The sequence below is a fragment of the Butyricicoccus pullicaecorum genome (assembly GCF_002160355.1).
GTDB classification, from domain to species: Bacteria; Bacillota; Clostridia; order Oscillospirales; family Butyricicoccaceae; genus Butyricicoccus; species Butyricicoccus pullicaecorum.
In genome coordinates this window covers 163811-189435 of record NZ_NFKK01000003.1, presented here as the reverse complement: position 1 = coordinate 189435, position 25625 = coordinate 163811, and the positions used below count along the sequence as shown (strand labels likewise).

The 25625-nt window shown below is 51.4% G+C and carries 28 protein-coding genes; 3 read left to right on the top strand and 25 right to left on the bottom strand.

All coding sequences use genetic code 11. The annotated features are described in order from the left end of the window. Positions 1–37 precede the first annotated feature (37 nt). From gmk to B5F17_RS04035, 12 genes are all read right to left on the bottom strand, one after another. Positions 38–616, bottom strand: a complete 579-nt coding sequence (gene gmk, locus B5F17_RS04090) for a guanylate kinase (RefSeq protein WP_040332466.1) — start codon at positions 614–616, stop codon at positions 38–40. After that, positions 597–869: an extracellular matrix/biofilm regulator RemA gene (remA, locus tag B5F17_RS04085; RefSeq protein ID WP_040332467.1), complete on the bottom strand. Its 273-nt coding sequence runs from the start codon at positions 867–869 to the stop codon at positions 597–599. Before remA ends, gmk begins: the two co-directional genes overlap by 20 nt. Before the next feature lie 41 nt (positions 870–910). After that, a complete protein-coding gene (locus B5F17_RS04080) occupies positions 911–1786 on the bottom strand; it encodes a YicC/YloC family endoribonuclease (protein ID WP_087371112.1) in 876 nt (291 codons plus the stop codon). Positions 1787–1800: 14 nt separating this feature from the next. After that, a complete protein-coding gene (locus B5F17_RS04075; protein WP_087371109.1) occupies positions 1801–2322 on the bottom strand; it encodes a hypothetical protein in 522 nt (173 codons plus the stop codon). Next, a complete protein-coding gene (locus B5F17_RS04070) occupies positions 2322–2921 on the bottom strand; it encodes a J domain-containing protein (protein WP_016146668.1) in 600 nt (199 codons plus the stop codon). Before B5F17_RS04070 ends, B5F17_RS04075 begins: the two co-directional genes overlap by 1 nt. Next, positions 2908–3795 carry a DUF5685 family protein gene (locus B5F17_RS04065; RefSeq protein ID WP_087371106.1) on the bottom strand — a complete coding sequence of 296 codons (888 nt, stop codon included), beginning with the start codon at positions 3793–3795 and terminating at the stop codon, positions 2908–2910. The genes B5F17_RS04070 and B5F17_RS04065 overlap by 14 nt, the downstream gene beginning before the upstream one ends. Before the next feature lie 115 nt (positions 3796–3910). Beyond that, entirely contained in the window at positions 3911–4291 is a 381-nt protein-coding gene (locus B5F17_RS04060; protein WP_162608069.1) for a SoxR reducing system RseC family protein, read from the bottom strand. A 39-nt stretch (positions 4292–4330) separates the two neighbouring features. After that, positions 4331–5929, bottom strand: coding sequence for an NAD(P)/FAD-dependent oxidoreductase (locus B5F17_RS04055; RefSeq protein WP_087371103.1), 1599 nt, complete (start codon positions 5927–5929; stop codon positions 4331–4333). Next, entirely contained in the window at positions 5926–7272 is a 1347-nt protein-coding gene (locus tag B5F17_RS04050; RefSeq protein WP_087371101.1) for a CdaR family protein, read from the bottom strand. The genes B5F17_RS04055 and B5F17_RS04050 overlap by 4 nt, the downstream gene beginning before the upstream one ends. Next, on the bottom strand, positions 7269–8162 hold the full coding sequence (cdaA, locus tag B5F17_RS04045; protein ID WP_016146673.1) for a diadenylate cyclase CdaA: 894 nt from the start codon (positions 8160–8162) through the stop codon (positions 7269–7271). The genes B5F17_RS04050 and cdaA overlap by 4 nt, the downstream gene beginning before the upstream one ends. Before the next feature lie 106 nt (positions 8163–8268). Next, a complete protein-coding gene (locus tag B5F17_RS04040) occupies positions 8269–9405 on the bottom strand; it encodes an aminotransferase class V-fold PLP-dependent enzyme (protein WP_087371098.1) in 1137 nt (378 codons plus the stop codon). Then, positions 9402–9635, bottom strand: a complete 234-nt coding sequence (locus tag B5F17_RS04035) for a putative Se/S carrier-like protein (RefSeq protein WP_087371095.1) — start codon at positions 9633–9635, stop codon at positions 9402–9404. The genes B5F17_RS04040 and B5F17_RS04035 overlap by 4 nt, the downstream gene beginning before the upstream one ends. Positions 9636–9759: 124 nt before the next feature. Here B5F17_RS04035 and B5F17_RS04030 point away from each other — a divergent pair, with 124 nt between their 5' ends. Beyond that, positions 9760–10962 carry an ATP-binding protein gene (locus tag B5F17_RS04030; protein ID WP_087371092.1) on the top strand — a complete coding sequence of 401 codons (1203 nt, stop codon included), beginning with the start codon at positions 9760–9762 and terminating at the stop codon, positions 10960–10962. Positions 10963–11028: 66 nt separating this feature from the next. Here B5F17_RS04030 and ispF read toward each other — a convergent pair whose 3' ends face one another. The 7 genes from ispF to B5F17_RS03995 all read right to left on the bottom strand — a co-directional run bounded on the left by ispF (position 11029) and on the right by B5F17_RS03995 (position 15979). Then, positions 11029–11502 (bottom strand): 2-C-methyl-D-erythritol 2,4-cyclodiphosphate synthase, encoded by a 474-nt coding sequence (gene ispF / locus B5F17_RS04025; RefSeq protein WP_087371089.1) that lies wholly within the window; start codon positions 11500–11502, stop codon positions 11029–11031. A 2-nt stretch (positions 11503–11504) separates the two neighbouring features. Beyond that, positions 11505–12215, bottom strand: coding sequence for a 2-C-methyl-D-erythritol 4-phosphate cytidylyltransferase (gene ispD, locus B5F17_RS04020; RefSeq protein WP_087371087.1), 711 nt, complete (start codon positions 12213–12215; stop codon positions 11505–11507). Between the two features lie 22 nt (positions 12216–12237). Continuing rightward, positions 12238–12804, bottom strand: a complete 567-nt coding sequence (locus B5F17_RS04015) for a site-2 protease family protein (protein WP_087371083.1) — start codon at positions 12802–12804, stop codon at positions 12238–12240. After that, a complete protein-coding gene (locus B5F17_RS04010; RefSeq protein ID WP_162608068.1) occupies positions 12801–13550 on the bottom strand; it encodes a M23 family metallopeptidase in 750 nt (249 codons plus the stop codon). Before B5F17_RS04010 ends, B5F17_RS04015 begins: the two co-directional genes overlap by 4 nt. 84 nt (positions 13551–13634) lie before the next feature. After that, complete coding sequence (locus B5F17_RS04005; RefSeq protein WP_087371077.1) at positions 13635–15023, bottom strand: MATE family efflux transporter; 1389 nt, start codon at positions 15021–15023, stop codon at positions 13635–13637. 3 nt (positions 15024–15026) lie between these two features. After that, positions 15027–15791, bottom strand: a complete 765-nt coding sequence (gene udp, locus B5F17_RS04000; protein WP_087371074.1) for a uridine phosphorylase — start codon at positions 15789–15791, stop codon at positions 15027–15029. Further along, positions 15785–15979 (bottom strand): DUF951 domain-containing protein, encoded by a 195-nt coding sequence (locus B5F17_RS03995; RefSeq protein WP_016146682.1) that lies wholly within the window; start codon positions 15977–15979, stop codon positions 15785–15787. The genes udp and B5F17_RS03995 overlap by 7 nt, the downstream gene beginning before the upstream one ends. A gap of 103 nt (positions 15980–16082) precedes the next feature. Between B5F17_RS03995 and B5F17_RS03990 the strand changes: the two genes are divergently transcribed. Continuing rightward, positions 16083–17006, top strand: coding sequence for a S1 RNA-binding domain-containing protein (locus B5F17_RS03990; protein ID WP_087371071.1), 924 nt, complete (start codon positions 16083–16085; stop codon positions 17004–17006). Between the two features lie 6 nt (positions 17007–17012). Here B5F17_RS03990 and glgB read toward each other — a convergent pair whose 3' ends face one another. Together glgB and B5F17_RS03980 are read right to left on the bottom strand one after the other, a co-directional pair. Then, on the bottom strand, positions 17013–18821 hold the full coding sequence (glgB, locus tag B5F17_RS03985; protein WP_016146684.1) for a 1,4-alpha-glucan branching protein GlgB: 1809 nt from the start codon (positions 18819–18821) through the stop codon (positions 17013–17015). 20 nt (positions 18822–18841) lie between these two features. Continuing rightward, the gene (locus B5F17_RS03980) at positions 18842–20098 is read right to left on the bottom strand and encodes a replication-associated recombination protein A (protein ID WP_087371068.1); all 1257 of its coding nucleotides are present in this window, start codon (positions 20096–20098) and stop codon (positions 18842–18844) included. A gap of 140 nt (positions 20099–20238) precedes the next feature. Between B5F17_RS03980 and hisC the strand changes: the two genes are divergently transcribed. Continuing rightward, on the top strand, positions 20239–21294 hold the full coding sequence (gene hisC, locus B5F17_RS03975; protein WP_087371065.1) for a histidinol-phosphate transaminase: 1056 nt from the start codon (positions 20239–20241) through the stop codon (positions 21292–21294). 52 nt (positions 21295–21346) lie between these two features. Here the strand turns inward: hisC and B5F17_RS03970 are convergent, their stop codons facing one another. The 4 genes from B5F17_RS03970 to B5F17_RS03955 all read right to left on the bottom strand — a co-directional run bounded on the left by B5F17_RS03970 (position 21347) and on the right by B5F17_RS03955 (position 25623). Continuing rightward, positions 21347–21610: a metal-sensing transcriptional repressor gene (locus B5F17_RS03970; RefSeq protein ID WP_016146687.1), complete on the bottom strand. Its 264-nt coding sequence runs from the start codon at positions 21608–21610 to the stop codon at positions 21347–21349. Continuing rightward, entirely contained in the window at positions 21610–24150 is a 2541-nt protein-coding gene (locus B5F17_RS03965) for a heavy metal translocating P-type ATPase (protein WP_087371062.1), read from the bottom strand. The genes B5F17_RS03970 and B5F17_RS03965 overlap by 1 nt, the downstream gene beginning before the upstream one ends. A 137-nt stretch (positions 24151–24287) precedes the next feature. Next, complete coding sequence (locus B5F17_RS03960) at positions 24288–25169, bottom strand: aldose 1-epimerase family protein (protein ID WP_087371060.1); 882 nt, start codon at positions 25167–25169, stop codon at positions 24288–24290. Further along, positions 25150–25623, bottom strand: a complete 474-nt coding sequence (locus B5F17_RS03955) for a threonine/serine exporter family protein (RefSeq protein WP_087371057.1) — start codon at positions 25621–25623, stop codon at positions 25150–25152. The genes B5F17_RS03960 and B5F17_RS03955 overlap by 20 nt, the downstream gene beginning before the upstream one ends. Positions 25624–25625 lie beyond the last annotated feature (2 nt).

Sequence of the window (25625 nt, the reverse complement as noted above, 5' to 3'; positions counted from 1 at the left end):
CTCTTTTATGCTTAGAATTTTGGATTAACAATAGAAATTAGCGTACAACGCGGCAGCGCTCGGCACGCAGAATTGCCCGCAGATCAGCGATTGCCTCGCCCAGATCATCGTTTACGATGACGTAATCAAACTGAGACTGATGGGACAGCTCTGTTTCCGCCTGTGCAAGACGGGCTGCGACCTTTTCCGAACTTTCGGTGCCGCGACCGTGCAGACGGTTGGACAGTTCCTCCATTGAGGGCGGTGCAACAAAGACCATAATCGCATCCGGACGCTTTTTGTGAATCTGCATGGCACCCTGTACTTCAATTTCCAGAATGACATCATAGCCCTCTGCAAGCTGGTCATTGACCGGCTGTTCGGGAGTTCCATAATAATTTCCAACATAGCAGGCATGTTCTAAAAACGCATCGTGTTCGATTTTGTTTTCAAATTCTGCCTGAGACATAAACCAATAGTGTACACCGTTGACCTCGCCCTCACGCGGCTGGCGCGTGGTTGCCGAAACCGACAGACGCAGCTGCGGCTCGCAAGCCAAAACCTGGCTGAGAATGGTGCCCTTTCCGGTTCCGGACGGGCCGGTGAATACAAATAATTTACCTGGATTCATTTTCATCCCCCTCATCATCATCTTCGCGTGTATCGACGCGGCCGGCAATGGTTTCCGGTTGGATTGCAGACAAGATAACGTGATCGCTGTCGGTGATCAAAACGGCGCGGGTGCGTCGGCCGTAGGTGGCATCGATGACGATACCTCGGTCGCGTGCTTCTTGCACAATACGTTTGATCGGTGCGGAATCCGGGCTGACAATGGCCACAAGCCGGTTGGCAGAGACCATGTTGCCGAATCCTATGTTAATCAGTTTCACTGCACTCCCCCATTTCTGTACCGCGGTGTGATTTCGGAAGATTATTCAATGTTCTGAATCTGCTCTCGGATTTTCTCGATTTCCGATTTGAGCTCAACGACGAGCTTGGACAAAGTCACGTCGTTTGCCTTGGAACCGATCGTGTTGGACTCACGGTTCATTTCCTGTACGAGGAAATCCAGCTTACGGCCGATAGGCTTGTCATCGCACAGCATCTGCTCAAGCTGGCTGAGATGGCTGCGCAGGCGTACGGTTTCCTCATCAATGGCCGTGCGATCGGCAAAGACCGCAGCTTCGGTCAGGATGCGCTGTGCGTCGATCGTGGTGTCGGACAGAAGCTCCTGCATGCGCTTTTCCAGCTTTTCGCGATATTCGATCGTGCGCTGGGGTGCACGTGCTTCAACCTGCTCGAGCAGACCGATGATCGTCTGCTTGCGAAAACGAACGTCATCTGCAAGCTTTTCACCTTCACGGCCACGCATGCCTTCGAATTCATCAGCTGCCAGATGGAATACAGACACAACGTCCTGCGTGAGCTTTTCTGTATCGGGCTCGGCCTGTTCTTCGGTCAGAACCTCGGGCATTTTGGCCAGCGTCAGCAGCGAGACATCATTTGCAAGTCCGGTCGCCTCGCTCAGCGAACGCAGCGCAGTCAGATAGTGCTGCGCGAGTGGGATGTTTACCTTGACAATAACATCATCGGTGGAATTGCCGATAATCTGTACAAAGATATCCACCTTGCCGCGTGCGATGCGTTCACCGGCTGCTTTCTTGAGCGCTTCTTCCAAAAAATTATAAGCGCGGGGGCACTTGACGTTTACATCGAGGTAGCGATGATTGACCGCGCGAACCTCTACCGAGATTTCGCGTCCATCAATGGCCATACGGGCACGGCCGTAGCCGGTCATACTTTTCATGATTCAATACACCCTTACTTGAAAGAATTATTTTGCAGTCGCTGTGCCAGGCCGCGCAGTCCGGGAAAAATGCGGGACAGACACAGGTCATAGTAAATCAGAATGAGATTTCCTGCGATAAAGACAATCAATGCGGTGAAATCCGATTGAATTGGAAAATTTGGCAGAAAACCGGTGCGGATGCACCAGAGTACAATCAGTACCCAAATATTTCCGAAGATCAGCTTGCACACCCAGCGCAGCAAACGGCTGGGAATACGTTCAAACAGAAAGCGCAGAACAGTGTAGAGCCCGAACAGTCCTGCATACAAGACCGCAATTACCTTGTCCGGCAGGAGAAACAGAGAAAGTACCGAAGTTGCCGCATAGACTAGATATCCGGTTTTCTTCTGTCCGGTGAGGAAAAACAGTTCGGGGATAAAGCCGATCAACATACAAGCGGCCCAGCTGGCGATCGAGAGAAAGGTTGCAATGTATAGAAGCGCAACCGATACACCGGTCATCATGCCGCCGCGTGCAATTTGATTTGCGTGCATCAACAGCCACCGCCTCCGCAGCAGCAATTGAGCAGACAGTTGAGACAGAGAAGCTGACCGCAGCAGTCACAAGCGTTGGCCGAGTTCATGGGACGATAGCCACCGTAGTTTGCGCCCATGTTGAGATTGTTGAGTGCGTTTCGATACTCGAAGTTGTTGGGATCAAGTGTGCATGCCTGGGTATAACATCGCTGTGCTTCATCGTACCAACCCTTTCGAAAGTACACCGTTCCCATGAGGAAATACCATTCGGCATCGCGGGTCGGACAGCGTCCAAGCAGTTCTTCTGCGATTGCCAAATTGCCCGACGTGATGGCGCTGCGGATCTGGGCATAGATACCGGTACCGCTCTGACGCTGCTGGTAGTATTGCTGTCCCTGCTGAGACTGCGAAGAACCACCATTTTTGGCCGCATTGCGCTCGTTCATAATCATGTCGTATGCTTCGTTGATCTCTTTCATACGAGCTTCGGCAAGGTCAGCGAGCGGATTGTTTACGTAGTTATCCGGATGATACTTGCGAGCAAGTTCGCGGTATGCGCGCTTGACATCATCGTCGCTGGTCTGCGGTGTTACGCCTAATACTTTATAGGGATCCATGCGTTTCATGTCCTCCGTTTGCATGATAGGTTCCATCCAGTACCTGCCGCGTGACGAGCGGCAGTCCCAGATCGATAATATTCTCAATTAAACCCTGATCACGATACAGGGGTAAGAGCTGATATGCGGTGTGGATGTCGAGCAGTGATCGCTCTAAGGTGCGCTCCAGCGGCTGCTTCACCGAGTCGATCTCAGGTGACTGTAATTCATATCGCAGCACGATGGGGTTATAAGAGCCGGACGCAAAATCATCTTTGACATCGGCGCACGCGTCCAGTAAATAAATCCATCTTCCAGTATGATAAAACATTTGGGATAAGATTCGCTGTACGTCTGATGGATAATCCGATGGAACTGCGGCGGCGAGCAGCCGGGCAAAGGTGTCGGCTGGACGATCGAGTGAAGGCGTTTTTGCCTGCTCCAGCGCGGTCAAATCATCCAGACAAGCGCGCATCGTGTTATCCAGTGTGGGAAGCGCAGCCTGCGCTTTGGCATAAGCTTTGCGCATCAGACGACGCAGCAGGCGTGCAGCAAAACGCTTATATCCAGTCTCATCCTGGACGCTGTCCTGTACCTTGTGGTAGGTTAACAGAACACTGACATCGGCAGCATAAGATAAGGTAGACGAAGTGCATGCCACTTGCTTTTTGCGAAAAGGGCTGGCATCACAGCGACAGCGTTCGGTTCCGGGATCGGACGGCTGGACAGCGCCGATCACAAGCGCAAAGAAAGTCATGTCATAGCTCAGAAAGTAAGTTTGCAGCCGACCATATCGGCGCTTGAGTTCGTGACATAAACCGCAATATACGGCCTGGAAGCGATCGACTTCCTTGACGCGTAATTCTGGTTTGAATGGGCGGATAAATCCGAACATGACACCTCTCCTCTGTCCGCCTGAAAGCAGGCATACCATATTCATTATATTTTACAGGATATTTTGAGAAAAAACAAGACTGCCCAGCAAAAGGCAGCCTGTGTTCAAAAAATTTTTACCCTTTTTTAATAATGGTAAAGACGATCTCACCAGAGGTCTTCATGCGATGATTGCGGCGGATTGCCACCCAAATGCCGAGTGCAAAGCCGACAACACCGGCCAAGATGGAAAAACCTTCCGAGACATGCAGCAATGCACAGATGCCATAAAAGACAAAGAACAGAATCAGCGGAATGGCATAAACAATAGCAGCCATGCCTAAAATCTGCTTGCTGGAGCCTTCTACCGTCACAATATCGCCGACCTGCGCATCCACAGAGTTGACAGCGGTTGCCTTGATGCGCTCGGTGGGCGTGCCGCAGCCGCCGCACTTCGAGCAATCATGACCGCACGCAGACTGACGCTGTACTTCAATTTCTGCTTGTGTCGGGTTCAAAATTTTTTTTACTACAGCTTTTTGTACCATGATGTTTTGTCACTCCAAGTTTTTAGGTTGCTGATGGGATTCGATAATCTGGCAGGCAGCGCGCAGACCGTCAACGGCTGCCGACATGATGCCGCCAGCATAACCGGCGCCCTCGCCGCACGGAATGATGCCGCGAATAGAGACACTGGACAGGTCTTCCCTGCCGCGTGTCATGCGCACCGGAGAAGAAGTTCGGGTTTCCGGACCGGTGAGAACGGCATCTTTTGCACCAAACGCACGCAGTTTACGCGCAAAGGCCGAAAGACCAGTGTGCATTTGCTCATGTACGAACTGCGGGAACAGTGTATTGAGATCGCAGAACTGTGTGCCGATTGGATAGGTCGGACGGACTGCACCAAAACGATGGGAGGTGCGCTTGTCCAGAAAATCACCGACCAGCTGACAGGGCGCGGCATAACTGTCGGTCATTTGATACGCGCGGCGCTCCAGTGTGCGCTGGAACGCAATACCGCCAAAGGGCGTGCCGTCATCATAGTCAGAAGGATCAACCGAGACAACAATCGCAGCATTTGCGTTTTTGCCGTCACGGGCATGATAGCTCATACCGTTTGTGACGATACTTTCCGCTTCACTCTGTGCGGCTACGACATGACCGCCCGGACACATACAGAATGAATAGCATGCACGTCCGTTCTCACGGTGCGATAAGTTGTATTCACCTGGCGGAAGCAAGGGATGTCCGGCATGTTTTCCATACAGCGCACGGTCGATTTCACTTTGTAGGTGCTCAATACGCGCACCAACCGAAAACGGCTTCGGCTCAAAGAATACACCTTGTCTATGCAGCGCAAAGAAGGTGTCTCGCGCACTGTGACCAAGGGCAAGAATGGCGTGCTCGCAAGCGATGCTCTGATTTTCTGCATCGATTGCACAGAGCACGTCTCCCTGTTGACGAATGCCGGTCATTGCGGTCCTGAAGTGGACTTCACCGCCCCAGGCGATGATCTGTTCACGCATATTGCGGACAACCTGCTTTAAGATATCGGTTCCAATGTGGGGCTTGGCCAGTCGGCCGATTTCTTCCGGTGCACCATGCTCCATCAGAATGTGAAGCACCTCATCGCAAAGCGGATCGTTAATGCGAGTGGTCAGCTTGCCGTCTGAATAAGCACCGGCACCGCCCTCGCCAAATTGGATATTGCTTTCCGAGCGGAAAATACCCTGCTTCCAAAATGCGTCGACATCCTGGTCGCGCTGCTCGATGGCCTCGCCGCGTTCAAGGACGATGGGACGATAGCCATACCGTGCAAGCAGGTATGCAGCGAACAAGCCTGCGGGGCCAAGACCGACAACAACCGGCCGATGTTCCATGGGAGCAGTGCCGATTTGCGGCGATAGGCGCACACAAGGCTTGTAACGGACAGAGGGCATTTGCAGCTGTGCTGCAAATGCCTCCTCCTGGTCGATTCCATCAAGCAGAACCGAATATACGCGATCGATTTTTCCGCGGCGGGCATCCAGCGATACACGATAGATGGATGCCTGCGCGTCATTGGCGGTCAGTCCGCACAGAGACAATGCCTGTGCGACAGCCGCACCGTCATTTTCGTCAAACGGCAGACGGATGCCGGATACAATGATACTCACGTAGTTTCGTTTTCCTCCGTGGGAGTAGTGGTTGCGGTTTCACCGGTTTGTTTGATCTCGATGGTCACCTTTTCGTCCGGGTTCAGCAGCGTGAAGCTGGAATTCGAACTTTCAAGCTGTTCACATTGCACCTCGATCGGAACCTCGTGAATACCGGGGCCGAGTTCATCGGCATTAAAGACAGCGATGACATGGAATGCATCTGCGGTCAAATTTGCCAGTGCAGCGGTCTCTGCCTGAATTCGGATATTGACCGACGTCGTGCGCAGCGTTGCGGTAAGATTGGGGTCGCTGCCGCTGTTTTGCAGCGTGATTCTGGTAACAGGCATCTCACGGGTACTCATACCAACAGCCTGGATCGTTACCTTAGCCGATGTCGCTTCGCCCTGTACACGGGTGACACCTGCGGGCAGTTCGATCGGAATGGTAATCGGATCATCTTCGTCCAGACTTACCGTGCTCAGCTGCAAATCACCAAGGCTAATCGCGGTCAGCTTGCTGATGACTTCCTCTGCACCATAGACCGCAATTTCCTGCGGATCAATGGTTGCCTTGACCGAGTTTTTGTCAACCGTATCAGAGCTGATGAGGTTGATGGTCAGCGGAAGTTTTGCCACAGCATAAACCGGGATGGTTACCGAGTAGTCGTTGGGTTCGCTGGTTAGATGGGTCTGATCGACCGGCTGGTTCTTTTCATCGAGGAAGGTAAAGGATGCCAGCACACTGGTTGTCTTGGTCAGACCGGTGGAATCCTCTGCCGGGACCACAGCCGTTGCCTTGCGAATCTGGTTTACAACGGTTTTCGGGCCGGTGACGCTAACCGAATCCTGTTCACCTTCGGGGTCATCGTACATATATCCAGTAGAAGGCGTGCCGTCTACCTGGATGGTAACAGGTACTTCCTTGGTGATGACTTCATCAATTACAATCTGAAATGAGTTTGGCGTAGAAATTTCTGATTCACGTACACTGGAAGAATTAACAATCAGCGTGCAGTTCGTGGACTGCGAGGACGTGTTGATTGTATAGGTGCCGGGTTTTTGGAAGTTTGCCAGATTGACACGAACCTGAATGTCGTTGGTGGTCAGTGAGGATAAGCTGGCATACGGACCGGTCACCTTAACCGTGACCATCTGATCTTGGCCTTCAATTAGGCGAAGACCATAATCGCTTTCCAGTGTGTCCTCATTTGTATAGGTAATTGGAATATTGGCGATTGTATAAGTACGCGTCAGATCATCATTGTTCGCAACAACAATGAACCAAAGCGCAATCGCCATTAAAATTGCAATCAACTTATGTGCCAAGTCGTGCTTGGTGAAAAACTCTTTTATTTTGCTCATTTAGACTTCCCCTTCCGTTCCGCCTGGGTGTTCCGTTTACGCGGCAGGAAGCCGTTGCGCTTGGGGGGCTGTTCTTCTTTTTCTTCGGGCATCAGCTCGGCAACCAGAATTTTGCGCAAGGTTTCGGGTGATAAATGACGTTTGAGCATGCCGCCGATGGCAACCGAGATTGCACCGGTCTCCTCGGATACAACGACCAGTACAGCATCGGATGCTTCGCTCATGCCCACAGCGGCACGGTGTCTGGTGCCCAAATCGCGGGACAGATTTTGATTGCTGGAAAGCGGTAAGACACAGCCTGCTGCAAACAGGCGTGCGTCACGCACAACCAGCGCACCGTCGTGAAGTGGTGAATTGTGGAAAAAGATATTTTTGATTAACGGCTCAGACGGCTCTGCGTCAATGCGCGTGCCGGTCGTGATGATCTCGCTCAGACGTTCCTGACGCTCGAAAACCATCAGTGCACCGGTACGCGTCCAGCTCATCGATTCGCATGCCGCAACTGTCTGGTTGATGCACTGCTCAATGGCGACAACGTCCACCTCAGTGCCGGTCAAAAACTTTCGCAGCTGTCCCTGACCTTTACCAAGCTGTTCCAGCATACGGCGCAGTTCGGGCTGAAAGACAATTGCGAGGAACAATGCACCGAACGAGAACACCTGCTGTAAGATCCACGAGACTGTGTTCAGCTGTAAAGATTCCGCGACAATTTGTGCCGCGAAAATGATTAGTATGCCCTTGGCCAGACGCATTGCGCTGGTATCTTTCAGCAATTTCATACCGCGATAGATGACATAGGCAATGATACCCATGTCAATCAAGTCTTGGATAGAAATGAGTTGGATACAGCGTTGCAGGGTGCCGAGCGTCTCTAGAATCGCTTCTTGCATATTATGTAAACACCTAGATTCTATATTCCGTATCGTTAAAATTTCACATAGTTCATATACATTTTACCATATTCCTTGCAGCATGTGAATACAATTCAAAATTTTTTCACATTTTTCCAACAAGTTCCTGTAGGATTTCGGCTGTACGCTGCATTTCTAAACGGGTATTGTAAGGGCCGACCGAGAGCCGCACTGTTCCGGTTGTCTGCGTATGGGCACTCTGATGTGCAAGCGGTGCACAGTGCAGTCCGCCGCGTACACAGACTCCCTGATCGGCCAACGCCTGTGCTAAAATTTCGGAAGGCTGATTCGGGATGCGAATGGACAGCACACCGGCTTGCCGTTCGGGTTCTTCGGCAGCGAATACTTCCAGATTTGGAATGGTGCGGAGCACTGCAATACAGGACTGAATGCAGTTCCGTTCGTGGCGATGGATTGCGTCAATTCCCTGTTCGAGTAAAAACTCCATACCGGCGTGAAGTCCGGCAATACCGGGAACATTTGGCGTACCGCTTTCTAGGCGATCGGGCAGAAATGCGGGTTGTTCCAAACTGGACGATGCACTTCCGGTACCGCCTTGCAGGAGTGGCCGCGGCAGGTCGTCCGGATTGGATAAAATAAGCATGCCAGTGCCCTGAGGTCCTAGGAGTCCTTTGTGACCGGGCATACAGATTGCACGGAGAGAACGCAGTCTGCGCACGGAGATTGGAATGGTTCCGGCAGATTGCGAGGCGTCCAGAATCAGCGGGATTTGATAGGCTTGCAGCATGGCATCCAGCTGCTCGAGCGGGACAATGGAGCCGAAAACGTTGGAAACATGGTTTATGATAAAAATTTGAACACCGGCATCAATGGCGCGTTCGGCCTCGCGCAAAAAATCGGCACTGTCGAAGAGTTTGCTGCGCAAAATGCGCAGTGGACATCCCAGCGCGTGAAGCGGTCGCATGACCGAGTTGTGTTCGTAGCTGCTGACAGCTACAACCGTTGATGGGGTGCAGAATCCATGAATGGCCAGATTCAAGGCGTGTGTGGCATTCATGGTGAAGATAATTTGTTCGGGATTATCCACGGAGAATAGTTGCGCTGCGGCCTCGCGGCATTGATAAACCACCTCACCGGCACGCAGCGCAGGTGCATGGCCGCTGCGTGCATATCCGGCACAGGTCTTGCAGGCAGTCAGCATGGCCTGGCAGACCTCGGGCGGCTTTTGCAGTGAGGTCGCAGCCTGATCGAGATAAATCATAAAACCCTCCCCGCCTGATCCATCCAAAAGTTTGGACGGATATTGCAATCAAGACATATTTTCCGGGCCTGTTGCTCGGTTTCCTCTGAAATGCCGACTGCCCAAATGCAGGTGTGCTGCGCGTTTGCTGGTCGCGGTGGTTTTCGAAGTAATCCAGCGATACCGTTTTTCGCCAGCACATTTCGACAGCGAACGGCCTGTGTTTGACCGTAAAAGACAATCCAAATCATAAAAAGATCCTCCTCATCCGGATGCTTGTGAATCATGCTATGCAGTGGGATTGAGGATTGCCAACCCTATCCGTGCGTGTTATACTGATAAAGTATTAAAATCTGGAGAGGAGTTTTAGATAGTATGGATTTGCAAATGTTAGCGTTAGATCTGGACTTCTTATCGGTTCTGCGCAATTTGGCACAACATCCACTGATTCAAAAATATCGCAATGCGCTGCGGGCACTGTCTGGTACGCCGCATGACTTCGCCGAGGCGTATGGTGCACTGTGCGCAGAGGTCTATCAAAGTGGCGATCAGGGACAGGTGTTGCTGCGCAGTCTTCACTGTGACACCAATGCACTGACCGATACCATCGATCATCCGAGTGCAAATGTTATTTTAGCGGTATCCCATGATGTACGCACTTTGAATGATTTGCTGTCTGTCAGCGGTTCCGAGCTGTTGGATACAGCAAAATCTATTTTCGGACAGGCTCTGCCCAGCATCAGCGTCCTGCCGACATTTGCTTCTGGGTCTGCCCTCCCCTTTACAGACGGCGACGGACTGCGCGCGTATTATCAGGATAAGGGCTTTGGATTTTTCGCAGATGCGACATTCTATGCTGTGGATAAGGAAAAGATTGTGCCGGTTGTACATCCCGATCCGGTACGCTTGACCGACCTCAAGGGTTATGCGCATCAAAAGGCACAGATTCTCACCAATACGCGGGCATTTCTGGCAGGTCGTGCAGCCAATAATATTCTTTTGTACGGCGATAAGGGTACTGGCAAGTCCTCTACAGTTAAGGCTGTAGTCAATGAATATGCAAAGGAAGGCTTGAAAATCATAGAGCTTTCTGTGACGCAGATTTCTATGTTCCCTGTCATCTGCACCTATGCAGCGCATAGTCCGTACAAGATTATTGTATTCTTGGATGACCTGACGTTTGAGCGTGAAGATGAGAATTTTGCAACGCTGAAAGCGTTTATTGAGGGCGGCCTGACTGGCAAGCCGGACAATTTGATCCTGTATGCAACATCCAACCGCCGTCACCTGATTCGAGAGCGCTTTTCCGATCGTGAAGGTGATGATGTACATCGCCGCGATACGCTTGAGACCGTGACCTCGTTGTCCGACCGTTTCGGTTTGGAGATCACCTTCTCGGTACCGGAGCGTGACGAATATCTGATGATTGTCGATCAGCTGGCCGAAGACTGCGGCATTGAGATGGAGGCTGAACAGCTCCACCTGCTTGCCGAGCGCTTCGCTCTGCGACGCAATGGTCGTTCTCCGCGTACGGCCAGACAGTTTATTCAGATGCAGCTGGCACAGGAAATGGCATAAAAGAAAAATGCCGGACGAATCTATCGTCCGGCATTTATTATACGCAAAAATAGATGGAAGAAAGTATCATAGTTTGTCAATCAGACATACAGCATGTGCGGCAATGCCTTCTTTGGCACCGGTAAAGCCCAGTCCTTCTTCAGTGGTTGCCTTGACGCTGATCTGGTCGATCGATACGCCCAAAGCATCGGCGATATTCTGGCGCATCTGCAAAATATGAGGTGCCATTTTGGGCGCTTGCGCCAGGATTGTGGCATCCAAGTTGCTTAATACCCAGCCGTTCACCTGAAGTACGCGCCCCACTTCGCGCAGTAGTGCCAGAGAATCCGCTCCCTTGTATTTCGGATCGTTGTCGGGAAACAGATGCCCGATGTCGCCGAGTGCAGCCGCGCCCAGCAGTGCATCCATCACAGCGTGCAGCAGTACGTCGGCATCGCTGTGTCCCAAAAGTCCGGTCTCGTGTGGGATATAGACACCGCCAATGATGCATTTACGGCCAGAGACCAGTTTGTGTACGTCGTATCCATGTCCAATTCGCATGGTTAGTCCTCCTGATTGAGTAGTGCTTCGGCCATCGGAATATCTTCCGGGGTTGTGACTTTGAGATTCCGATAGCTTCCAGATGTTGCAGTGACCAGTGTGCCCAGACGCTCAACGGCGGCACAGTCATCGGTTAGCGCAGCGCCGGCGGCAATGGCTTCTTTGAGCGCAGTTGAGATCAGTGCACGGTCGAAACATTGGGGGGTCTGTACGGCGGCGATGCTGTCGCGTGCCACATCGGCAATGATTTTTCCATCAGAAATTCGCTTGATGCTGTCCTTGAGCGGAACCACGGGTGCAGCTGCGCCAGTGTCCATAGCAGCAGTAATCGCTTCTTCAATTACGGCTTGCGGAACGAGCGGACGTGCGCCATCATGAATGGCAACATAGGCGGTGTCCGGTTCACAGGCATTCAGTCCGGCAAGAACCGATTCCGGCCGGGTTTGTCCACCGCGCACAATGTGACGCACTTTCGTGCAGCCAAATTCCTGAGCCAGTTTGCCGTACGGAGCGATATCCTGTTCTCGACAGACAATGATGATGTCATCTACCAAGAGGCATTGTTCAAACGCAAGCAGTGTGCGTGCGAGAACGGGAATGCCATCCAGCGGTAACAGTAATTTATTGGTACCCATGCGTGTAGACGAGCCGGCAGCAGGGATGACAGCTGCGATACGAGGACGAACCTCCTCTTTTTTTTGTCGAAAAAACATAGAGCAAACCTCCCAAGGTACTTTATATTTTACCTTGTATGCGGAGGGAATGCAAGCCTGTTTGCCGTTCGAGTGTTAAGAGAAGGCCGATCAGACATAAGCCCCACCCATTATGACAGATACCGGCATAGATACCAAGAAACAGGATGAGTGCAGAGAAAAAGGTTGCAAGTGCTTGCGGCAGCGGATGACCGGGAGCAAATAGGCAGTCGAGCGCACGGCCGCCGTCCAGAGGTGGAATGGGTAGCAGATTAAAAATACTCAGAACCAGACTTGCGCCAGCAAGCAGTTCGTGGTGCGACAGACCTGCCGCGAGCCAAAGGATTAGACCGAACAAAGGGCCGCCCAGTGCAATCAAGACCTCTGATCGGACAGATAAACGAGGTAAATGATATTGCATTGCGCCGCCTGCGGCAGAAATTTCGAAACGAGTTACTGTACCACGGCACAAACAAATTACAATCCAGTGCCCTAGTTCGTGCACAGCAGCCGCGGCGAGAAAGTAAAGAAAGATGCCGTTCGGGTCGAGCAGTATAATGATGGCGAGCAGTAGCCAGAAAGAATCTTTTACATGGATTTTTGAAGTCATAAAGCGATGTAATCCTCCGGATTGAGCAGTTTTCCCGCATACCACAGTTCAAGATGCAGGTGATATCCGGTTGCGGTACCGGTATCCCCTACGGTTGCAATGGTCTGTCCAGCTTGTATGTGCTCTCCTTCTTTAACCAGCAGCTGCTCGCAGTGGGCATAAAGCGCGCAGATCCCATCGGTGTGCTGTAAGATTAAATAATTTCCATAGCTGTCGCTTTGAGCAGCCGTGCGCACGGTACTGTTGGCCAAAGCATGGATCGGATTTCCCTGCTCAGCGGCAAGATCAATCCCCTTGTGAAAACTGCTTTGCTGTCCGGTTACCGGATGAACGCGTGGGCCGAAGGAAGAGGTTAATACGGCATTTTCAACCGGCTGGGTGTTAGATAGCGAGATTGGATATACCGCATCTGCTTCCTGAGTTGGAAAAACGCCCGCCGCAGTTGCGGCGAGCGTCTCGCTTGGTACGGATGATTCCATGACCGGTTGATTTCCCTGTGGGCTGATGGTCGGAAACCAGTCCGAAAAAACAGCTTGCAGCTGATCGGATTCCGTGAATGATCCAACTGCCTGCACAGCCTGCTCGATGGACTGATTGCCTGTGAGAAAGGTTTGTACGGCTGTCTGCACGCGTAAGAACGGTTCAAATTGTATGGTGCGCAATACAGTGACCGATAAAAAGAGGAATGCGATTCCAAGCAGGAGTTTTTCAAATCCGTTGAGCCGATTGGGCTGCTTGCGTGGCATTCCAATCCCTCCTTCCCGACTGAAAGTAGATACCATACTATATGAAAACGCCGAGGGCAACATGCCTTCGGCGTTTTGTTTCGGTCAAATTTCTTTTTCGAGATCGGGCTTTTGCAGATTTGCGATGATCTTCCGTACGCGCCAGAGAAAGAAAGTCATTGTTGACATGGCTGCAATAAAGTCGGAGATCGGTTCTGCAAGGAATACGGCGAACAGCTTGTCGTCGAAGAAGTTCGGCAGAATTAGAATCAACGGAATCAGCAGGATGATTTTACGCAGAAGTGCGAGGAACAGCGAAATACGCGCCTCACCCAATGCAATAAAGGACTGCTGGAAAGAAGTCTGGATACCCGAGACAAATACCATTGCCATATAGATGCCCAGAGCCCAAACGGTAAAGGTTTGCAGTTCGGGGTCGCTCGTAAACACGCCGACCAGCAAACGCGGTGCGATACGAGTGAGCAGCCAGCAGAAGGTTGCATAGGCAACTGCCGTCGTTACAAGGAGACGGATAGCCTTTTTCATGCGGTCGATCTTTTTTGCACCGAAGTTGTAGCTGATGATGGGCTGTGCACCCTGTGTCAGTCCGGTCAATGGCAGACTAATCATCTGTGTCAGGCTGGTCAGAATGGTCATAGCACCGACTGCCAGATCTCCGCCAAACTTGGCAAGTGAGATGTTGAATGTAATGGACAGCAGGCTTTCAGTCGACTGCATGACAAACGGAGACAGGCCCAAACTGATGACAGGAATCAGCTGTTTGAGCTCAGGACGCAGATATTCTCGACGCAGACGCAGAAGCGCCTTGGAGCTGGTCAGAAAACGTACAACCCAAATTGCGGAGACAAACTGCGAGAATACGGTTGCAATCGCTGCACCGCGAACGCCCAGATTGAATACAAAGATGAAAATGGGATCAAGGATGATGTTGAGCGCTGCACCGATCAAGACCGTGCACATAGCCGTTTTTGCCTTGCCCTGGGTTGTGATAAATCCATTCATGCCCAAAGCAATCTGAATAAAGATCGTACCCAGAACATAGAGGTTTAAATACTCAAGCGCATAAGGCAGCGTGTCTGCACTGGCACCGAATAACATCAAAATCTGCTTTTGTGTGAGCAAAAAGAGAACGGTTAAACAGATTGAGATGATGATGAGCGCGGTGAAGCAGTTGCCCATAATCTTCTCCGCGCGTTCATTGTGTTTTTGTCCCATCGCGATGGACGCGCGCGGCGCACCGCCCATACCAATGAGGGAGCTGAACGCGGTGATCAGAATGATAATCGGGAAGGTTACGCCGACACCGGTCAATGCCTGAGAACCGATGTTTGGGATATGGCCGATATAGATACGGTCAACGATGTTATAAAGCATGTTGACGATCTGTGCTGCAATATTAGGAACCGCCAGTCGGACAAGCAGCTGCCCGACTGGGGCGGTTCCCAGTTCATTTTCCTGGGGATTGGTTGCCAAAGTTTATTTCTCCTCTCGATCCTGCTGGATCAGAATTTTCAGTGCCTCTACGGCGGTTTTTACGCCGCGCTCTGCCATTTCAGGGGAAGCGTCCAGCGTATCATCTGTATCTGCGTTCCACAACACGTTGAGTACGCCGCCGCAGCGCACATGGCGTACAGCGCCGACAACAAAGACAGTCGAGCACTCCATTTCGCTGGTCAGTACGCCGGCAGCTTTCCACGCTTCCCACTTTTCGCGAAGCATAGAAGCGGTTGGCTGTTCGGAAGGACGGATTTCACCGTAAAAGCTATCTTTAGACTGAATGACGCCGACGTGTTGGCGGTAACCAAGCTGCTTGGCTGCCTGGTGTAGCGCGCTGACTACGGAAAAGTCAGCAGCAGCCGGATACTCAATGGGCATGTATTCTCGCGTTGTGCCTTCCTGCCGGACGGCTGCGGTTGCGATGACAACGTCTCCACCGCGCACAGAGTCCACGATACCGCCCGAAGTGCCAACGCGAATAAAGGTGTCCGCACCGCACTCGACGAGTTCTTCCAGTGCGATTGCAGTGGAAGGGCCGCCGATGCCGGTGGAGCAGACTGCGACCGGTTCGCCGCACAGCTTGCCGCGCCATACGGTGTATTCGCGATTGGAAGATAAAAATTCTGGTTCGTCGAAATACCGTGCAATGCGCTCACAGCGGCCGGGATCACCGGGCAGGATGACATAACGTCCAATATCGCCTTTTTGAATCTGGATGTGCATCTGTTTGCCTTGAATCAACATGAAGCATTCTCCTCTCGCACAACTTGACGAATATTTTTTTCAATTTTACTGCGAGGAACCATGATTTCATGGCCGCAGCCGCAGCAGCGCATCCGGAAATCCATTCCGACGCGCAGTACGATCCATTCCTTGCTTCCGCAGGGATGGCCTTTTTTCATGGTGAGTCGGTCGCCAACTTGAATGTCCATGGGACGATACCTCCAGGGTTCTAAAATCAATACGATCTTCCAGGATAAAATGTCTGTTGTCAAGCATATAGTAGACCAACGCAAAAAGGAGGTCTGGATAGGCATGACACAAATATATTTCCCGGAAGGAATCAAACTATATGAAAAAGAAAATTTGAATGCGGTCAGTTCACTCGAACAGCTCCGACTGGCACAAAAACGAGGAATGATCTTGGAAGGACTTGCGGTTGCCTGTACTGCCGAACACGACCTCGTTGTAGAATTGCCCTGCGGACGTGCAGTCATCCCACGAATCGAGTGTGCACGCGGGATTGCTGAGGGTACGACACGTGATATTGCTATTTTATCGCGCGTCGGTCGGCCGGTGTCCTTTGTCGTAACCGATGCACAGTCTCAGCCGATACGCCTGTCGCGCCGTTTGGCACAAGAGCGGACGGTTGCTTGGGCGTTTGACACCTTGGAACCGGGAGATATTATTGCCGCCCGCGTGACGCACTTAGAGCCATTCGGTGTATTTGTAGACATTGGCTGTGGCGTGCCTTCGTTTATTGGCATTGAGCACCTCTCGGTGTCCCGGATTTTCCATCCAAGTGAACGATTTACTGTGGGACAGTCGATCTATGCAGCTGTACTGTGCATGGATCGCGCACGATCACGGATTTCTCTCACACATCGTGAGCTGCTCGGCACTTGGGAGCAGAATGCTGCACTGTTTCATCCCTGCGAGACCGTTCCGGGAGTGGTGCGGAGCGTAGAAGAATACGGGATTTTTGTTGAACTGACGCCAAACTTATCCGGCTTGGCAGAGCGAAAACCGGACATGAAAAATGGAGATCGGGTGTCGGTCTATATCAAGTCGATTCTGCCAAGCCGTATGAAGATCAAATTGAATATTATTGATTTGCTGCGGGATCAGCCGCCGTTCCAGCCGCCGTTGCATTACTATATCACCGAAGGACGGCTGCAAGAGTGGGTTTACTCCCCTGCTTCCTGTGTCAATAAACACATTGCAACCGTGTTTTGCTGACCTCTCTTATTGGGTCACACGGAAAATATAGCTGCCGAGCGGCGCCAGAACAATTTGCGCACGGTTGTGGTCATCTGAATAGATTACCCAATCATTCGTCACGTCCCGACCGCCGTATTTCGATGTATCCGAACTAATCAGCTCGCGCAGCGTTGTGGGACGGTCGAACTGTAAGGTGTAATTGGGATATTTTCGATTGGACAGATTGAGAACGACCAATAGTGTCTGTCCTCCAGCCGTGCGGAAGTAGGAATATACTGAGTGCTCACTGTCATTGGCATCCAGCCACTGAAAAGCACGCATATCGTATTCGTCCTGATGCAGAGCAGGATTTTCCAGATAGAATTGAGACAAATCCATCAGATAATGTTCAAATCCGATGTGCTTTGGATATTCCAGCAGATTCCAATCCAGTTGCAGCGCTTCGTCCCATTCGCGGAATTCGCCGAGCTCATTGCCCATGAAATTCAGCTTTTTGCCCGGATGGGTGTACATGTAAGTGAACAGCGTCCGACACTGTGCAAACTTCTGATCGTAATCACCCCACATCTTGTCAAGCAGCGCTTTTTTACCGTGCACGACTTCGTCGTGGGATAACGGCAAAAGATGCAGATTATCGTAAAAATAACTCATGGAGAATGTGAGTCGGTGGTGTGCCGCAGGACGCTGCTCTGGCGGCAGCATAAAGTAAGATAATGTGTCATTCATCCAACCAAGATCCCATTTATAGTCAAAGCCAAGACCGTCATATTGAACGGGAGCCGTGACTTTAATGAGATTTGTAGAATCCTCTGCAATGAGCAGTGCGTGGGGATGCCGCGCACGCAAACCTTTGTTGCATTGCTGCAAGAAATAAGTGCCGGACGGGTTGACACCATTGCGCTCATCACCTTGCAAATAAATGACATTACGGATGGCATCAAAGCGCAGGCCATCACAATGGCAGACGGTGAGCCAGAAATCGGCAGCAGACTGGAGGAACGAGCGCACGATCGGCTTGACTAAATCAAAGTTGCACGATCCCCACTCGCTCAGCCGCACACCGCTGTGATCTGGGTATTCATAGAGCGTAGAGCCGTCAAACCGTGCGAGAGCATATTCGTCCGGGATAAAGTGAACGGGCACAAAGTCCATAATGACACCGATGCCGTGTTTGTGGCATTGGTCGACCAGATAGCAGAAATCTTCCGGTGTACCATAGCGCGAAGTGACGGCAAAATAACCGCTCTCCTGATATCCCCAAGAGCCATCAAAGGGATGTTCTGCGAGCGGAAGAAATTCGATGTAATTGTAGAAATGCGCTTTGCAGTATGGAATCAATGATTCCGCCAATTCCCGATAGTTCAGCCAGCTGCCGTCTTCGTGCTTGCGCCAGGAACCGGCATGGACTTCGTAGATGTTGATGGGCTGATTATAGTGATTGCCGCGCGCTGCACGCCAACCACTGTCGGAGAACTGATATTTTGCGCCGTCGGTAATGATGGAAGCTGTGTTGGGACGAAGTTCGGAACAACGACCAAAGGGGTCACAGCGATCACGATAAGAATCCTGTTCAAATGCGTGCACACGGTATTTATAGCGCTGACCGGCTTTCGCTTCCGCCCAAAAGAGTTCAAACACACCTGATCTTGAAGGTGTCATTTGAACCGGTGTCCAGTTGTTAAAATCACCGATGAGTTCTACGACGAACGCATTGGGCGCATATACGCGGAATACGACACCCTGCTGATGATTGCGGATGGTTGCATGCGCGCCAAAGTAATCGTAAGCGTTAAAGCAGGTTCCTTGAAAAAATTCTGAGAGAATAGGATTCACACAAATCAACTCTTTCTGTTTTAGGGCTCAGATCCCTTGATTTTTTCCCAGTAAGCGCGTGCTGCCTGCTCGGTTTTGTTCGGGCCATACGCATAGTAGTGACGATCGACCAGATGATCGGGCAGGAATTGCTGTTTGACCCAATGATTGGGATAGTCGTGCGAGTACATGTAGCTTTGTCCCCGACCGAGTTTTTTTGCGCCGCCGTAGTGACAGTCTTTCAAACTGCTCGGGATGTCTCCGGGGCCATTTTGGCGAATGTCAGCGATGGCTGCATCGATGGCACAGATTGCGGAATTGGACTTAGGTGCGGTTGCCATCAGAATGACCGCCTGTGCGAGCGGGATGCGCGCCTCGGGCAGACCAAGCTGAAAGGCACTGTCCACACAGGCTTTGACAATCGCGGCACATTGCGGGTACGCCAAACCGATATCCTCACTTGCAATGACCAGCATACGCCGTGCCGCAGAGATCATATCTCCGGCTTCCAGCAGTCGTGCCAGATAGTGCAGTCCTGCATCGGGGTCGGAACCGCGGATGGATTTCTGGAATGCAGAGAGAATGTCGTAGTGACTGTCGCCGTCGCGATCATAACGCATATTGGAGCGCTGCGCAACTTGCGCGGCGCTTTCTGGTGTGATGGTTTCCCCGTCGGCTGTGCTATTGACCAGCAGTTCAACGGCGTTCATGGCTTTTCGCACATCACCGCCGCAGCTGTGCGCGATCTCCTCAGCTGTTTCGGGTGCAATGGTGATAGATCGTCCTTCACAGGCGATTTGAAAGCCGCGCTCTACCGCACGTACCATTTCCTCTGCTTCTACGGGCAAAAACTCAAAGACCGTGCAGCGGCTTAAAATCGCGTTGTAAATATAAAAATAAGGATTTTCTGTCGTGGAGGCGACCAGCGTAATACGACCGTCCTCAATAAATTCCAGTAAACTTTGCTGCTGCTTTTTGTTGAAATATTGAATCTCATCCAGATAGACCAAAGCACCATTGGGTGCTAAAAAGGTGTCCAGCTCGTCTACGATGGACTTGATATCTGAAATAGATGCGGTCGTAGCGTTCAAATGGTATAACTTTCGGCTGGTCTGACGTGCAATGATAGAGGCAACTGTCGTTTTGCCAATGCCGGAAGGACCATAAAAAATCATATTGGGAATGTTTCCGCTGTCTATAATCCGGCGCAGCAGGCCGCCTTCTCCGAGCAATTGGCGTTGGCCGACCACATCGTCGAGAGATTTTGGGCGAATCCGGTCAGCAAGCGGCTGATACATGAGATCCTCCCCTTTCCGTATATGTTGAATATAAATATTATAGCAGTTTTTACAGAGAAAGACAACGGCGGCTTGACTTTATCGATTTATTGTATTAAAATATAGGAAATTGTAATTTGACTGGATGAGGTGACCGTGTTATGGCCGGAAACTGGCGCAAAAATGTAAGAGAAATCGCTCCGTATGTGCCTGGAGAGCAGTCCAAGGACGCAGACTTGATCAAATTGAATGCAAATGAAAATCCCTACCCGCCTTCTCCAAAGGTACAGGAGGTATTTCGCAGCTTTGATGCCGCTGCATTGCGGCGCTATCCCGATGCCAACAGCACGGAGCTGCGCCACACGCTAGCCGAGCATTTTGGAGTCGGTGACAACCAGGTTTTCTTGGGAAATGGTTCGGATGATGTGCTGGCGCTGTGCTTTCAAACCTTTTTCTGTTCGGATGAACCGATTTTATTCCCGGATGTGACCTATTCGTTTTATCCGGTCTGGTGTTCGCTGTTTCGGATTCCTTTTCGCAAAGTTCCGCTTACCGCAGATTACCGCATTGATCCGCAGGACTATGCCGTGCAAAATGGCGGTGTTATCCTGCCCAATCCCAATGCACCGACCGGTATCGGAGAGGGCCTGGAGTTTGTAGAAACGCTGCTTCAGAACAACCCGGACAGCATTGTGATCATCGACGAGGCATATATTGATTTCGGTGGTACGTCCTGCCTGCCTCTGCTCGAAAAATATGAAAATCTGGTTGTTGTGCAGACCATGTCCAAGTCGCGTTCGCTCGCAGGCATGCGCGTCGGTTATGCAATTGCATCGCCCGAACTGATCGCGGCACTGGAAGCGGTCAAGAACTCGTACAACTCGTATACCATGGATATGCTGACGCTGGATGCAGCAACTGCATCGGTCAAGGATGACGCGTATTTCCGCGAGATCTGTGCGCGTGTCATTCAAACGCGAGAGCGTTCGGCCCAAACCTTCCGTGAGATGGGTTTTACGGTACTTCCCTCTCAGACCAACTTTTTGCTGGTAACACATCCCGAGAAATCGGCTAAGGAATTGTTTGAAAAACTCCGTGCACAAAAAATCTTTGTGCGCTACTTCAATCAGCCGCGGGTTGACAATCACCTGCGCGTGACCATCGGAACCGATGACGAGATGGACAAACTGTTTGAGGCTTTGCGGAATATCATGTGATTTGCAGTAAAATAAAAACGGTATCCCAAGTGGGATACCGTTTTTTCTATTGTTATTTGTCCAGAAGTGCGATGATTTCATCCAGTTTTGCGTCCCGCTCTTTGGAATCTTCGCAGGATACCGCATCTCGCACACAGCCATTGAGGTGACCTTTGAGTACCTCTTTGCGCGCCTTACGCAGCAGGGCTTCGGTGGCAGAGAGCTGATTGATGATGTCAATGCAGTAGCGGTCTTCGTCGATCATTTTAAGGACCGCTTCAATCTGTCCGCGTGCAGTTTTGACCAGCGGCTCTACTTTTTTACGATCTGCACGCATTACTCGATCCCCACAACCTTGTAGCCGGCGTCGGTAACCGCCTGGGTCAGGACCTCGTTTGCAACATCCTCCGACAGCGTACAAATCGCCTTGCCGGTCTCGTGGCTGACTTCAGCAGACCGGACACCGGGCAGCTTGCACAGTGCGTCGTGTACATGACCGGAGCAGTGGGGGCACATCATGCCTTCAATTACAATCGTTTTTTCCATTGTGGATTCATCCTTTCTTGTATCAGTTGTTTCTGCCATAGAAACGGCAGGTGTTTGCGGATTGATTTCTGCGTGAAGCGGGCGGAAGAACTTCAGACGCAGTGCATTGGATACTACGCAGACCGAGGAAAGACTCATAGCTGCCGCGCCGAACATCGGGCTGAGTTTGAGTGCAAACGGAATCCAGAATACACCGGCTGCAAGCGGAATGCCAATGCAGTTATAAATGAATGCCCAGAAGAGGTTTTCCTTGATGTTGCGGATGACCGAACGAGACAGCCGAATTGCATTGACAGCATCCATCAGGTCGGATTTCATCAGAACAACATCGGCAGAGGAAATGGCAACATCGGTACCGGCGCCGATTGCGATGCCGACGTCGGCACGTGCCAGCGCGGGTGCGTCGTTGATACCGTCACCGACCATTGCAACTGTTTTGCCCTCTGATTGCAGGCGGCGCACCTCTCGTTCCTTATCCTGCGGCAATACTTCGGCAATGACATGCGGAATACCCAGCTGATTGCAGATTGCCTGCGCAGTGATGCGATGATCGCCGGTTAAGAGCGTGACATCAATGCCCAAATGCTTAAACTGGTCAATCGCCTGCTTGCTGGATGGCTTGACGACATCGGCAACGCCAATCACGCCGATGAGGATACCGTCTCGCGCAAAATAGAGCGGAGTCTTGCCTTGCTGCGCTAACTCATCTCCATAGTTCGCACTTTGTGAGGTTGAAATACCCTGGGCTTCCAGCATAGCAGCCTTGCCTGCAATGCAAGCATGCCCGTCAATCAGAGCCGTGATGCCCTTGCCAGTCTGGGCTTCAAAGCCGGAGATGGATAAGCTGCGAGTCTGCTTTTCCTGTGCATAGGTAACAATTGCCTCGGCTAAGGGGTGTTCAGAGGGCTGCTCCAGCGTGTATGCAATCTCCAGCAGTTCTTTTTCGCTTACGCCGAATGCCTTGAGATCGGTCACCACGGGATGACCCTCTGTGACCGTTCCGGTCTTGTCGAGCACAACCGCGTCGACCTTGTGCAGCAGTTCAAGTGCCTCTGCCGACTGGAACAGAACACCGTTCTCTGCACCGACACCGGTTCCAACCATGATTGCAACGGGTGTCGCGAGTCCCAATGCACAGGGACAGGAGATAACCAGGACTGCAATTGCACAGGACAGCGCGAAGGTGAAGGTCTGTCCGACGAGCAGCCAGACAATCAGCGTGATAAGCGCAATACCTAGAACAATGGGGACAAAGACACCGGCAACACGGTCGGCCAGTTTGGCAATCGGAGCCTTAGACGCACTGGCTTCTTCGACCAGACGAATGATCTGAGATAGAGTCGTCTGGTCGCCGACACGCGATGCGCGGAAGGTGATGAATCCGTTTTTATTGATGGTCGCAGCGATCACGGTGTCTCCAACACTTTTTTCAACCGGGATGCTTTCGCCGGTGAGTGCCGCTTCATCGAGAGCGGCCTGCCCTTCTGTGATGATGCCATCCACCGGAATGTTCTGACCGGGACGTACAACGACGAGATCACCGACTTGAACTTCCTCGATGGGGACAGTCACTTCGGTACCGTCTCGCAAAATGACGGCGGTTTTGGGGCGCAGATCCATCAGTTTGGAGATGGCTTCACCGGTCTTCTTCTTTGCACGTGTCTCGAAGTATTTTCCGAGGGTCACAAGAGTCAGAATCATGGCAGCCGATTCAAAATACAGATCATGCATGTACTGATGCACACGCGGCATATCCTGATGACCCAGTCCCCAGCTAAGCTGATAGAGTACAAAGACACCATAAATCAGTGCAGCACTGGAACCGACAGCGATCAGTGCATCCATGGTCGGAGCACGGTGCCAAAGAGTCTTGAAACCGTTGATATAATATTTCTTGTTGACGATGACAATGGGTATGGTCAGTAAAAACTGAGTCAGTGCAAAGTTGACTGCGTTTTCTGCACCGGATAAGAAAGACGGTATCGGAAGTCCCACCATACTGCCCATCGAGATATACATGAGCACGATCAAGAACACAAACGATGTGATAATGCGCTGCTGCATGGACTTTAATTCCTGCTGTCCGTTATCAGCAGCACTCGCCTGCTGTGCAGCAGCTTTTCCTTTGACCGATGCACCGTATCCGGCATCAATAACCGCTTGGATAATCTCCTGATCGGACAGTTGGCCTTCGGTATATTCGGCTGTCATGCTGCCGGCAAGCAGATTGACTTGAACGTCCTGTAAACCGGGCAGCGCGCGCACGGCTTTTTCGACATGTGCAGAGCATGCAGCACAGCTCATGCCCGTCACATTGAATTGTTGTTTCATAACACTCCCTCCAATTACACCCCCTCCCTGTGGGGGTGGGTATTTACAGGATTAGTATACCGAGTCCGTCTGTATTTGTCAAGCAAGATCATAAAAAGAAACTCCTCTCTGAAGAGAGATCAGAGAGGAGAAACTGTTTATTCGATTGTAACGCGGAAAGACAGTGTTTCAGAGCGTCCGGCAGCTACGGTACGAATACCGACTTTCTTTTCCAGCTCCTTGCCCAGATAAGCACAATCCGGCAGCGTGCTCCAAGGCTCCAGACAGATGAACGGAACATCACAGTCGGGCTTATAGGGACTCCAGACGGCGAAGTAATCGATTTCGGGGAATTCCATAATTACCTTTCGGGAATGGCTCAGGCATCCCAAAGTGCAGCGATGTACCGGGAGACGATCGAGCATCAGGGTGTTATCCTTGGAGAATGTCTCACGCGACAGATACAGTCGGCCATCCTTAAGCGGTACAGCGTGATGCGACTGCATCAGCATGACATCAGCATCACAATCGATGACATCCAGCGCATCAATGCCTTCAAACTCAAGATAGTAGTCGGACAGCGCCGCGTCATCAAAGGATAGCATGTATGCATCATGTCCGCCAACTTCGTAATACATGGTATGATTGCTGTCGTTTTGTACGATGTGTTCCTTTTTGAGCGTCTTGCCATCGAGCGAATAGCGAATGGTGAAGGTAAAGTCGTAGGGATACATTGCCTTGGTGTACGCATCCGCACTGAGCGAAAGTTCTACGCAGGTATCGGATGCCTGTACAACGGTAAATTCCTTGTCTCGCGCAAAGCCATGTCGGGTGATTTCGTAAGTGGTTCCATCCAGCGTATATTCCTGATCTTTGAGTCGGCCGATGATCGGGAACAACAGCGGTGCATGCTTGCCCCAGAATACAGGATCTGCATTCCAGACATATTCCGATTGGTCGGATTTGCGTACAATAGAAGTCAGTTCTGCGCCAAATTCGTTGATGGAAACGCGCAGAAATTCATTTTCGAGAAATTGCATGAGAGCTTCCTCCTTGAAATTTTATAATTTGCTGATGGGACAGCATACGAACAAACGAGGATACGATGACGATGCCCATTGCCATAGCACCAGCGATACCGATGGTGTTGATGCAGGCACTTAAAGCTTCCTCCGGTGCACCACGGATGCAAAAGAGCATCGTGCGGTAGATGCCGCCGCCCGGAACCAGAGGAATTACACCGGCAGCCAGATAGACGATGGCCGGTGTACGCAAGACACGCGCGAAAAATTCCGCATAGATCGTGGTGGCCACGGCAGCCAGAAAATATGCTGGGAGTTCGCCTAACCCGGCACCGGATACTGCGTAAACCAGCCAACAGACTCCGCCAGATGCTGCCGCACAAACTAAGTTGCGTCCGCGGACTTGAAATAACACGGCAAAACAGAGACTGGCAAAAAAGCTTGCAGCTGTTTGATAGAGAATTGCACCCATCG